The sequence below is a fragment of the Pseudomonas savastanoi genome (assembly GCF_020917325.1).
Classification (GTDB): Bacteria; Pseudomonadota; Gammaproteobacteria; order Pseudomonadales; family Pseudomonadaceae; genus Aquipseudomonas; species Aquipseudomonas amygdali.
The window spans coordinates 3,035,206-3,049,083 of the sequence record NZ_CP076652.1; the positions used below are offsets into that span (position 1 = coordinate 3,035,206).

Annotated in this window: 1 protein-coding gene (only partly in view); it reads left to right on the top strand. The window is 61.2% G+C overall.

Translation table 11 applies throughout. From position 1 onward, the window contains the following. Positions 1-13,878, top strand: partial view of a syringopeptin non-ribosomal peptide synthetase SypC gene (gene sypC, locus KP808_RS12795; protein ID WP_230016210.1) — the start only. 26,721 nt of this gene lie beyond the right edge of the window; only the first 13,878 of its 40,599 coding nucleotides appear in the window; it begins with the start codon at positions 1-3; its stop codon lies off the right edge, out of view.

Consider the following 13,878-nt stretch of genomic DNA (forward strand, 5'->3'; position numbering starts at 1 on the left):
ATGCACTTCAGCGAATTGATGGCAGTTCTTTCCACGCACCCGATCCGTCTTCAACAGGAAGAAGATGATCTGGTGATTCTCGGAGACGACGAGGGGCTGGACAGTGCCACTCTTGAAAGCCTGAGCGTGCACAAGGCAGAACTGCTGACGCTGGTAGCTCGAATGGGCGGTGACTGGCTCAGTCCGGCGTTTCGCATTACCACGGACATGCTGCCGCTGGCCAATCTGAGCCAAGAGGCGATTGACAGAATCGTCGATGCGATACCGGGCGGGGCTGGCAATGTGCAGGACATCTATCCGCTGGCGCCTCTGCAGGAAGGGATTCTCTATCATCACCTGACGGCCGGGCAGGGCGACCCGTATGTATTACGGGCGTTGTTCGGGGCCGAGAGCCGCGAACGTCTCGACGACTTCGCCCAGGCACTGCAGGCGGTGATCGAACGCCATGACATCCTGCGCACGGCGATGGTTTGGGAAGGCCTAGACGAACCGGTGCAAGTGGTGTTGCGCGATGCGGCGCTGGCCGTGGATGAACTGACGCTGGACGTGGCTGACGGCGACATCGAAACCCAGTTGCACGAACGCTATGATTCCCGGCATTTCCGCCTCGATTTACGCCAGGCCCCGTTGATGCGCATGGTCTGTGCTGAAGATCCGGCCAACGCTCGCTGGGTCGCTATCCTGCTGTTCCACCACATTGCCATTGACCACGCCGCGCTTGAGCTGGTGAAACACGAGATGCAGGCCTTTCTGCTCGGCGAAGGCCATGCCTTGCCCGAAGCAGTGCCGTATCGCAACTACGTGGCACAGGTTCGGCTGGGTGTCGGGGCTGATGCTCATGAAGGTTTTTTCCGCGAGATGCTGGCCGACATCGACGAGCCGACGCTGCCGTTCGACGTGGTCGAAACGCTGGGCAGCGAGCAACTGATCGAAGATGTGCACCTGCCCGTCGATGAAGCGTTGAGCGCGCGCCTGCGCACACAGGCCCGGCAGCTTGGGGTCAGTGCCGCGAGCCTGCATCACCTCGCCTGGGCGCGGGTGGTGGGTGCACTGTCGGGCAAATCGGATGTGGTTTTCGGCACAGTGCTGATGGGCCGGATGCAGGGCGGCGACGGTGCTGACCGGGCACTGGGCATGTTCATCAACACCTTGCCGTTGCGGGTCAAGCTGGAAGGGCACGCGGTGCGTGAAGGGGTCAGAACCACCCACGCTCGACTGACTGCCTTGCTCGGTCATGAACATGCGTCCCTGGCCCAGGCCCAGCGTTGCAGCGGTGTGGCCGCACCGTCGCCGCTGTTCAGTTCGCTGCTCAATTACCGCCATAGCGCCAGCGAATCGGTGGCTTCGCCCGAAGCGCTACAGGCCTGGAACGGCTTGCAGAGCCTGGGCAGCGAGGAGCAGAGCACTTACCCGATCACGCTGTCGGTGGATGATCTGGGACAGGGCTTCGGCCTGACGGTTCAAGCCCTTGCGCAGATCGGTGCACAGCGCATCGGCGAGTACATGTTGACGGCACTCGGCGCGCTGGTAGAGGCGCTGGAGCAGCAGCCGCAAACCCCGTTGCAGCGTCTGCAAGTCCTCTCGTCAACCGAACGCCAGCGAGTGCTGCACGACTTCAATGACACGGTACGCGACTACCCACGCAACAGCAGCCTGCAGGAGCTATTCGAGCAACGGGTGGCAGCGCAGCCGGATGCACTTGCCGCTGTACAGGATGACCAGCATCTTACCTACAGTGAACTCAACAGTCGCGCCAACGCGCTGGCCCATCACCTGATCGAGCTCGGCGTGCAACCGGGCAAGCGGGTGGCGTTGCTGCTGGAGCGCTCCCTTGACCTGCTGGCCGGTCAGTTGGCGATTATCAAATGCGGGGCGGCATACGTGCCGCTGGACATCAACGCTCCCGCCGAGCGTCAGGCATTCATGCTGCAAGACTGCGGGGCGCGGCAGGTGTTGACGCTGGCTCGCCATGACCTTCCCGAAGGCATCCAACGGATTGACCTTGATCTGCTGCAACTGCCAAGCGATGCGCACAACCCGGCATCATCAGCCTCCGCCGAGTCGGTGGCCTACATCATGTACACCTCCGGTTCCACCGGTATACCCAAAGGCGTATTGGTGCCGCACCGTGCTGTCAGCCGTCTGGTGATCAACAACGGTTACGCTGACTTCAATGCACAGGATCGTTTGGCGTTCGCCTCAAACCCGGCGTTCGACGCCAGCACCCTGGATGTATGGGCGCCACTGCTCAATGGCGGCTGCGTGGTTGTGGTGGAGCAGTCGGTACTGCTGTCTCTGGACGAATTCCGTGAGCTGCTGCTGTCCCAGTCGGTCAGCGTGCTATGGATGACCGCGGGCCTGTTCCATCAGTATGCCGACGGCCTGATGGAGGCCTTCGCGAAATTGCGCTACCTGATCGTCGGTGGTGATGTGCTGGACCCGGCGGTGATCGCCCGGGTATTGAAACAAGGCGCTCCGCGACACTTGCTCAACGGCTACGGCCCGACCGAAGCGACGACCTTTTCCACGACCCATGAGATCACCTCGGTCGGCACCGGCGGTATTCCTGTCGGTCGCCCGATCGGCAACAGCCAGGTTTATGTGCTCGATACCCTGCGCCAACCGGTGGCCGTGGGCGTGGTCGGGGAGCTGTATATTGGCGGGCAGGGCGTGGCCAAGGGTTACCTGAACCGTCCTGAGCTGAACGCCACACAGTTTATCGCTAATCCGTTCAGCGACGACGCTGGAGCCCTGTTGTACCGTACGGGGGACCTCGGCCGCTGGAACGCAGACGGGGTTATCGAATATCTGGGCCGTAACGATGACCAGGTGAAAATCCGTGGTTTCCGTATCGAGCTGGGTGAAATCGAAGCATGTCTGGTCGAATGCTCTGGCGTCAGAGAGGCCGTGGTGTTGGCCCGCCAGGACGAACCTGGGCAAAAGCGCCTGGTGGCGTACGTGGTCGGCGAAGACAACAGCGCCTTGTCAGCGGTCGAACTGCGCCGCGAACTGGCGGCGTCGCTGGCCGAATACATGGTGCCAGGCGCCTTTATGGTGCTGGACTCGTTCCCGCTGACCGCCAACGGCAAGCTTGATCGCCGAGCCCTTCCGGCACCGGACGCTGACGCCTATGCCAGCCGTGAATTCGAGGCACCCGAGGGTGAAGTGGAAATCACCCTGGCGCGCCTGTGGTCCGAATTGCTCAACGTTGAGCGCGTCGGCCGCCACGATCACTTCTTTGAGCTCGGCGGGCATTCGCTACTGGCCGTCAGCCTGATCGAACGTATGCGTCAGGCGGGCCTGAGCGCCGATGTACGCGTGCTGTTCAGCCAGCCCACGCTGGCCGCACTGGCCGCAGCCGTCGGCGCAGGCCATGACATCAAGGTACCGGCCAACCTGATAGACAAAGGCTGCGAGCGCATCACTCCGGAGCTGTTGCCACTGGCGAATCTGACCCAGGTGCAGATCGATCAGGTGGTCGCTACCGTACCCGGCGGCGTGGCAAATGTTCAGGATATCTACGCGCTGGCACCGTTGCAGGAAGGCATTCTCTATCACCACATGGCAGCCCAGCAGGGCGACCCCTATGTCCTGCAGACCCAGTTCGCTTTTGACAACCGCGGGCGCCTGGACGCCTTCGTTCAGGCCTTGCAGATGGTCATTGATCGTCACGATATTCTGCGTACCGGTGTGGTATGGGACGGTCTGGACTCACCCGTGCAGGTGGTCTGGCGTGAAGCGAAATTGCACCTTGAGGGGCTTGAACTTGACCCGGCTGACGGTGAGATCGGCGCGCAACTGCATAGCCGCTTCGATCCGCGTCACTACTGCCTCGATATGACTCAAGCGCCACTGATGCGTCTGGTCCATGCCGAGGACCCGCTCAACCAGCGAATTATCGCGATGCTGCTGTTCCACCATATGGCCCTGGACCATATGGCCATGGAAGTGGTGCAGCATGAAATGCAGGCCTGGCTGTTGGGCGAGGCAGAATCCTTGCCGGCGCCGGTGCCCTATCGCAATTACCTGGCCCAGGCGCGTCTGGGTGTCAGCCAGGCAGATCATGAAGTGTTTTTCCGCGACATGCTGGGCGATATCGACGAACCGACGCTGCCTTTCGGCCTGCAGGATGTGCAGGGCGATGGGCGTGATATCGAAGAAGCCGCTCTTGTAGTGGACAGCCAGTTGAACCTGCGACTGCGTGCTCAGGCCCGACAACAGGGTGTGAGTGCCGCGAGTCTGGTGCATTTGGCGTGGGCTCAGGTGCTGGGCAAGGTTTCCGATCGTCGCGATGTGGTGTTCGGTACCGTACTGCTGGGCCGTATGCAGGCCGGCGAGGGCGCTGACAGGGCGCTGGGAATGTTCATCAATACCTTGCCTCTGCGGGTCGCCGTAGGCGGGCAAGGGGTACGCGCTGGGGTCAAGGCAACACACGCGCAACTTACCGCGTTGCTCGCTCACGAACATGCCTCACTGGCGTTGGCCCAGCGTTGCAGCGGTGTAGCCGCACCAACGCCACTGTTCAGCGCACTGCTCAATTACCGCCACAGCGCGGTGGGCAGCGCAGCAGAACAAACTGCCCAGGCCTGGCAGGGTATTCAAGCCCTGAACAGTGAAGAACGCACCAACTATCCATTGACCTTGAACGTCGATGACCTTGGTGACGGCTTCAAACTGACCGCGCTGGCGGCGAGCACGGTCGGTGCGCAGCGTGTGTGTGGCTACATGCACACGGCGCTGGAACAACTGGTGGACGCGCTTGAGTTAATGCCACAAGCGTCGTTGCAAAGTCTGTCGATTCTGCCAGCTGTCGAGCGTGATCATTTGCTGGTGGATTTCAATGACACCGCGCTGGATTACCCGCAGCAGCAGACCATTCACGGGCTGTTTGAAGCACAGGTCGAGCTTACGCCGCAGGCTCTTGCGGTCGTCCACGGCGAACAGCGCCTGACGTATCGCGAGCTTAACGAGCAGGCCAACCGCTTGGCCCATGCCTTACGCAAGCAGGGCGTTCAGCCGGATTCACGGGTCGGCATTTGCGTTGAGCGCGGCATGGAAATGGTCGTCGGTTTGCTGGCGATCCTCAAGGCGGGCGGCGGGTATGTACCACTCGACCCGGCTTACCCGGTAGAACGAATTGCCTACATGTTGCAGGACAGTGCTCCGGCCGCAGTACTGGCGCAAACCGCTACTCAGGGCTTGCTGGCCGACGTTGCAGTACCTGTCATCAATCTTGATCTGAGCGATTGGCAGGACCAATCCGTCCAGAATCCGCAGGTGCCTGAGCTGACCTCGGCGCACTTGGCGTATCTGATCTACACCTCGGGCTCGACCGGTCTGCCGAAAGGCGTGATGATCGAACACCGCAACACCGTGAACTTCCTCAGTTGGGCGCACACGGCTTTTGACGGCTCTGCACTGGAAAAAACACTGTTTTCCACCTCGCTGAACTTTGACCTCGCGGTCTACGAGTGCTTTGCACCGCTGACCTCGGGCGGCAGCATCGAAGTCGTCAAAAACGTGCTGGAACTGCAACACGGCGAGCACGATATCGGCCTGATCAACACCGTACCATCGGCGCTCAAGGCCTTGCTGGAAGTCGATGGACTGCCGAAATCGGTCCATACGGTCAACGTCGCCGGTGAAGCGCTGAAACGCAGCCTGGTGGAAAACCTGTTCGAAAAAACCGGCGTGCAGCGTCTGTGCAACCTCTACGGCCCTTCGGAAACTACTACCTACTCAAGCTGGGTGGCGATGGACCGTGAAGACGGCTTCGCTCCACACATCGGCAAACCGGTCGGCAATACACAGTTTTATCTGCTGGACGAACAGCAACAGCCTGTGCCACTGGGCGTTGCCGGTGAGATCTACATCGGCGGTGCTGGCGTGGCCCGTGGCTACCTGAACCGTGACGACCTGACTGCCGAACGTTTCCTCAAAGACCCGTTCAGCCAAAACCCAGCGGCACGCATGTACCGCACCGGCGACCTGGGTCGCTACCTGCCAGACGGCAATATCGAGTACCTGGGCCGTAACGACGATCAGGTGAAAATCCGCGGCTTCCGTATCGAGCTCGGCGAGATCGATGCGCGTCTGGCCAAACACCCGGCCGTCCACGAAGCCGTAGTGACAGCCCGCGAAGATGTGCCGGGCGACAAGCGTCTGGTGGCTTATTACACCTTGGCGACCGGAAACACCGTGGTCGACATCGATAACCTGCGCAGGCATTTGCAGGAAAAGCTGCCTGAGTACATGGTGCCGGCCATTTATGTGCGGCTTGAGGCCATGCCGCTGACCCCGAACGGCAAACTCGACCGCAAGGCTTTGCCAGCACCGGACGCCGATGCACTGATCAGCCGTGGCTACGAAGCCCCACAAGGTGAAACCGAAACGCAGATCGCGGCCATCTGGCAAGAGCTGCTGGGCGTTGCCCGGATTGGTCGTCACGACAACTTTTTCGAACTCGGCGGTCACTCGCTGCTGGCAGTCAGCCTGATCGGGCGTATGCGCCAGTTGGGTCTGAGCACCGATATACGCGTGCTGTTCAGTCAGCCGACGTTATCTGCACTGGCTGCCGCAGTCGGCGGTAGCACGGACATCGTGGTGCCAGCCAATCTGATCACCGAGGATTGCCAACGCATTACGCCTGAACTGCTGCCACTGGCCAACCTGACCCAGGCACAGATCGACCAGGTGGTTGCCAGCGTGCCGGGCGGTGTGGCGAATGTGCAGGACATCTACCCGTTGGCGCCTTTGCAGGAAGGCATTCTCTATCACCACATCGCCGCCGAGCAGGGCGATCCGTATGTGCTGCAGGCGCATTTCGCCTTTGACGACCACGCGTGTCTGGACGCTTTCGCCCAGGCTTTGCAGGCAGTTATTGATCGACACGACATTCTGCGCACCGGTGTAATCTGGAAAGGCCTGGACTCACCCGTACAAGTGGTCTGGCGCCAGGCAAAGTTGCCTCTTGAGACGTTGCAACTCGACCCCGCAACCGGTGATTTCGGCGCGCAACTGCACAGCCGCTTCGACCCGCGTCACCACCGCCTGGATGTCACTCAGGCACCGCTGATGCGCCTGGCCTACGCCGAAGACCCGCTGAACCAGCGGATCTGCGCGATGCTGCTGTTCCACCACATGGTCCTCGATAACATGGCGATGGCCGTGGTACAGCATGAAATGCAGGCCTGGTTGTTGGGCGAAGCTCAAAACCTGTCGGCACCGGTGCCATACCGCAATTATGTGGCCCAGGCGCGCCTGGGTGTCAGCCAGGCCGAGCACGAAGCGTTTTTCCGCGAAATGCTCGGGGATGTGGACGAGCCGACGCTGCCATTCGGCCTGCTGGATGTGCAGGGCGATGGCCTTGATATCGAGGAAGCCAACCTGGCGCTGGCCCCTCGATTGAACCTGAGACTGCGCGCTCAGGCCCGACAACAGGGCGTGAGCGCCGCCAGTCTGCTGCACCTGGCCTGGGCTCAAGTGTTGAGCACGGTTTCAAACAGGCAGGACGTGGTGTTCGGCACCGTGCTGATGGGCCGGATGCAGGCCGGGGAAGGCGCCGAGCGGGCCTTGGGGATGTTCATCAACACCTTGCCGCTGCGGGTTTCGGTGGGCGGGAAGAGCGTGCGTGACGGGGTCAAGGCCACCCATGAGCGTCTGACTGCCTTGCTGGGTCATGAGCATGCTTCGCTGGCGCTGGCTCAGCGTTGCAGCGGCATTGCCGCACCGACGCCACTGTTCAGTTCGCTGCTCAACTATCGCCATAGTGCGCCTGGCAGCGTATCCGAGCGGGCTACCCAGGCCTGGCAGGGTATTCATACGCTGAACAGCGAAGAACGCACCAACTATCCATTGACCTTGAATGTCGATGACTCCGGTGAAGGCTTCAACCTGAACGTGCTGGTCAGCAGTACCGTGGGTGCCAAACGGGTCTGCGCTTACATGCAGACTGTGCTGGAGCATCTGGTGGATGTGCTGGAACAGTCACCGTCCTCGGCCCTCGGCAGCCTGCCGGTCCTGCCTGCTGCCGAGCGTGAGCAGTTGCTGGTGCAGTTCAACGACACCGCGCTGGAGTACCCGCAGCAACAGACCATTCACGGGCTGTTCGAAGGACAAGTCGAGCGCACGCCAGATGATGTGGCCGTAGTGCATGGCGAACAACATCTGACCTATCGCGAGCTTAACGAGCAGGCCAACCGCCTGGCGCATGCCTTGCGCAAGCAGGGCGTGCAGCCGGATTCGCGGGTCGGGATCTGTGTGGAACGCGGTGTGGAGATGGTCGTCGGTTTGCTGGCGATCCTCAAGGCGGGCGGCGGTTATGTGCCGCTCGACCCGGCGTATCCAGCGGAACGTATTGCTTACATGTTGCAGGACAGCGTGCCTGCCGCTGTGTTGGCGCAGTCGGCAACTGAAGCGCTGCTGACCGACGTTTCGGTGCCAGTCATCAATCTTGATCAGTGCAACTGGCAGGACGAATCCGTCCAGAATCCGCAGGTGCCGGGGCTGACTTCGGCGCATCTGGCGTACCTGATCTACACCTCGGGTTCGACCGGTCTGCCGAAAGGCGTGATGATTGAGCACCGCAACACCGTTAACTTCCTGAGCTGGGCGCACACGGCTTTTGATGCGTCTGCTCTGGAAAAAACACTGTTTTCCACCTCGCTGAACTTCGACCTCGCAGTCTATGAGTGCTTTGCACCGCTGACCTCGGGCGGCAGCATCGAAGTCGTCAGGAACGTGCTGGAACTGCAACACGGCGACCACGATATCGGCCTGATCAACACCGTGCCGTCGGCGCTGAAAGCACTGCTGGAAGTTAACGGCCTGCCGGAATCTGTGCACACCGTGAACGTGGCCGGTGAAGCACTGAAACGCAGCCTGGTTGAATCGCTGTTCGAAAAAACTGACGTGCAGCGCCTGTGCAACCTATACGGCCCCTCGGAAACCACCACCTACTCAAGCTGGGTGGCGATGGACCGTGAAGACGGCTTCGCAGCTCACATCGGCAAGCCAGTCGGCAATACACAGTTTTACCTGCTGAATGAACAGCAACAGCCTGTGCCACTGGGCGTTGCCGGTGAAATCTACATCGGCGGTGATGGCGTGGCGCGCGGTTATCTGAACCGTGACGACCTGACTGCCGAACGTTTCCTCAAAGACCCGTTCAGTCAACAGCCTGCGGCACGCATGTACCGCACCGGCGACCTTGGCCGGTATCTGCCAGACGGCAATATCGAATACCTGGGCCGTAACGACGATCAGGTGAAGATCCGTGGTTTCCGTATCGAACTGGGAGAGATCGATGCGCGTCTGGCCAAGCACCCGGCGGTCCACGAGGCAGTGGTCACTGCCCGCGAAGACATTCCCGGCGACAAGCGTCTGGTGGCTTATTACACCCTGAGCGCAGGGCAGGCTTCGGTGGACATCGATAGCCTGCGCGGCTGGCTGCAGGAACAACTGCCGGCCCACATGATCCCGGCAGCCTATGTGCTGCTCGACGCAATGCCGCTGACCCCGAACGGCAAACTCGACCGCAAGGCCCTGCCAGCACCGGACGGTGATGCACTGATCCGTGGCGGCTACGAGGAGCCACAAGGCACAGCAGAAATCACTCTGGCGAAAATCTGGAGCGACTTGCTCAAGATCGAACGTGTCGGTCGCCACGATCATTTCTTTGAACTGGGCGGGCATTCATTGCTGGCGGTAAGCCTGATCGAACGTATGCGCCAGGCAGGCCTGAGCGCCAACGTGCGTACGCTGTTCAGCCAGCCGACCCTTGCGGCACTGGCGGCAGCGGCAGGCGCGGTCGACGATCTGTTTATTCCAGCCAACCGCATTCCTGCGGACTGCCAGAGAATCACTCCGGACATGCTGCCGTTGATCGACCTGAGTCAGGAGCAGATCGACCAGGTGACGGCCTGCGTGCCCGGCGGCGCAGCGAACGTGCAGGACATCTATCCGTTGGCGCCGTTGCAGGAAGGCATTCTCTACCACCACATCAGCGCCGAACGGGGCGACCCCTATGTGTTGCAGGCGCAGTTTGCCTTTGACAGCCGCGCACACGTGGACACCTTCGCCAAAGCGCTGCAAATGGTCATCGACCGCCATGACATTCTGCGCACGTCCATGCACTGGGAAAGCCTTGATGAACCGTTGCAGGTGGTCTGGCGCCAGGTCGAGCTAGGCGTCGAAGAAGTTCAACTCAACCCCAGGCTGGGTGATGTAACCCGTCAGTTGCAGGAGCGCCTTGACCCACGCCAGATACGCCTGGACATCCGTCAGGCACCCTTGATGCGCATGGTGTGTGCTTTGGACACCGTTAACCAGCGCTGGGTGGCGATCTTGATGTTCCACCACATGATCCTCGACCACACCGCGCTGGATCAGGTGCAGCATGAAATGCGGGTCTGCCTACTCGGTCAGGCCGAGCAACTTGGCGACTCCATTCCCTACCGCAATTATGTCGCTCAGGCCCGACAAAGCCTGAACGAGCAGGATCACGAGCAGTTCTTCCAGGACATGCTCGGCGACATCGACGAGCCGACGCTGCCATTCGGCCTGCACGATGTGCAAGGCGACGGCAGCGCGCTCGATCATGCCCGCCTGCAGCTGGACGGCGCTTTGAACCAACGCTTGAGAGTTCAGGCGCGGCAACTTGGGGTCAGCGCGGCGAGCCTGATCCACCTGGCGTTCGCGCAGATGCTGGGCCGCGTCAGCGGACGTGAACACGTGGTGTTCGGCACCATTCTGATGGGCCGGATGCAGAGCGGTCGAGGTGCCGAACGGGCCCTTGGCATGTTCATCAACACCTTGCCGCTACGGATAGACCTGGGCGATCAGGGCGTGCGTGAAGGGGTCAAGGCCACGCACCGGCGCTTGACCGGCTTACTCGGGCATGAACATGCGTCGCTGGCACTGGCCCAGCGTTGCAGTGGCGTGGTCGCACCGACGCCGCTGTTCAGCGCCTTGCTCAATTATCGGCATAGCAACGTTGCCGTAACCGATGAGGCACTGACGGCGTGGAGTGGCATGCAGTCGTTGGGGATGGCCGATGAAGAACGCACCAACTACCCATTGACCGTCAACGTCGACGATACAGGTGAAGGTTTTCTGTTCACCTCGCTGGTCACGGCGAGCATCGGCGCGCAGCGTGTGTGTGACTATTTGCAACTGGCCGTAGAGGGGCTGATCGATGCGCTGGAACAGGCACCGCAAACCCCGCTGCACGCTATTTCAATATTGCCGCTCAGCGAGCGTAAGCAGTTGCTCGAACAGTGGAACGAGCCCGGCAACACCTATGCACACGAAACACCGATCCACCAGCAATTCGAAGCCCGCGCTACAGAACGACCAGACGCCGTGGCGCTGGTATTCGAAGATCAAACCCTGAGCTACGGCGAACTCAACGCCCGCGCCAACCAGGTTGCCCATCGCTTGCTCGCGCTAGGTGTACGCCCTGATGATCGCGTGGCGATCTGCGTCGAGCGTGGCCCGGCGATGATTATCGGCTTGCTGGGCATCCTCAAATCCGGTGCCGGTTATGTACCGCTGGACCCGGCTTACCCACTTGAGCGCCTGGCCTATACCCTCGGCGACAGCACGCCGGTCGCACTGTTGAGCCAGCAGACCGTGCAGCAAGCCTTGCCAGTGACGGAACTGCCAATCATCAGTCTTGACGATGCCGACTTGCAGGACGAATCCGTGTGCAATCCGCAGGTAGCGGTCAAGTCCAGCGACCTTGCCTATGTGATCTATACCTCCGGCTCCACCGGTCTGCCCAAGGGCGTAATGGTCGAGCACCGCAACGTTGCACGGCTGTTTTCGGCCACGGAAGAGTGGTTCAGCTTCAACGAGCAGGATGTCTGGGCGCTGTTCCACTCGTTCGCCTTCGACTTCTCGGTCTGGGAAATATGGGGCGCATTGCTGCACGGCGGACGTCTGTTGATCGTGCCGCAACTGGTCAGCCGCTCGCCGGAAGACTTCTACAACCTACTGTGCAGTGCCGGGGTAACGGTGCTCAACCAGACGCCGAGCGCGTTCCGGCAACTGATTGCTGCCCAGGGCGAGAACGAGCAGGCGCATTCGTTGCGCCAGGTGATTTTCGGCGGTGAAGCACTGGAAACAGCGATGCTCAAGCCGTGGTATGCCCGCAACGTGAACGCCGCAACTCAGCTGGTGAACATGTACGGCATCACCGAAACCACGGTGCATGTGACCTATCACCCGTTGCAACCTGAAGACGCCCAGCGCGTCGGTGCAAGCCCGATCGGCAAACGCATCCCTGACCTGCAACTCTATCTGCTCGATGTTCATGGCGAACCGGTACCGGTAGGCGTGATCGGCGAGTTGTACGTGGGCGGGGCAGGTGTGGCACGGGGCTATCTGAACCGCGAAGCACTGACGGCCGAGCGTTTTCTTGATAACCCGTTCAGCACTGCGCCGGATTCGCGACTGTATCGCACCGGCGACCTCGGGCGCTGGCTGGCCGATGGCAGCCTGGAATACCTGGGCCGTAACGACGAACAGGTCAAGATTCGCGGTTTCCGCATCGAACTGGGCGAGATCGAAGCACAACTGGCCGCGTGTGACTCTGTACAGGATGCGCTGGTGCTGGTGCGTGAGGACGAGCCCGGTGACAAGCGTCTGGTGGCCTACGTCATCGGCAAGGCGGGACTGGAACCGGACGCTACGCAACTGCGCGAGCAACTGCGCCTGTCGCTGGCCGAGTACATGCTGCCAAGCGCCTTTGTCAGCCTGGAAAGTTTCCCGCTGACGGCCAACGGCAAGCTCGACCGCAAGGCTTTGCCAGCACCCGACCGCTCGGCGGTGGCCAGTCGCGGCTATGAAGCACCTGAAAACGATACCGAGATGGCCATTGCGCGTATCTGGCAAGACCTGCTGCAACTGGAGCAGGTTGGTCGTCATGACAACTTCTTCGAGCTGGGCGGCCACTCACTGCTGGCCGTCAAACTGATCGAGCGCATGCGCCAGATCGATCTGGTTGCCGACGTGCGCGTGCTGTTCAGTCAGCCGACCCTGTCTGCCCTGGCGGCGGCGGTGGGCGGGAAGGGTGCCGTAGAAGCCCCCGCTAACCTTATTCCCACAGGCTGTGAGCGCATTACCCCGGACATGCTGCCGCTGGTGTCGCTGAGCCAGGACGATATCGACCGCGTGGTGGCAAGCGTGCCCGGCGGCCTGGCCAACGTGCAGGACATCTATGCCCTGGCACCGTTGCAGGAGGGGATTTTGTATCACCACCTTGCCGCAGTCGAAGGTGACCCGTACCTGCAATATGCACTGTTTGCCTTTGACAGCCTCGAGCGGCTGCACAGTTTCGCTCAGGCCCTGCAAGGCGTGATCGCCCGCCACGATATCCTGCGCACCGCGGTGCTTTGGGAGCGTCTCGACGCACCCGTGCAGGTGGTCTGGCGTGAGGCAACTCTGGGCCTGGATGAGCAGGTGCTGGACCCGGCCGATGGCGACATCACCGAACAACTGATCAAGCGCCTGGACCCTCGTCACACGCGTCTGGACATCCGTCAGGCGCCGATGCTGCGTATCGGCTATGCACAGGACGCGGCGAATAATCGCTGGCTGGGCATGCTGCTGTTCCATCACCTGGTGGACGACGCCACGTCGCTGCGCATTCTCACCAGCGAAATCGAGGCGTATATGCTGGGTCAGCAAGCCTCGCTGCCACCGTCCGTGCCTTATCGCAACTACGTGGCCCAGGCCATGCTCGGCGTCAGCCGTGAAGAGCACGAGGCGTTTTTCCACGACATGCTCGGTGACATCGATGAGCCGACGCTGCCATTCGGCCTGCAGGACGTGCAGGGCGACGGAAGCGGAATCGAGGAAGTACGCCAGGTGGTCGAC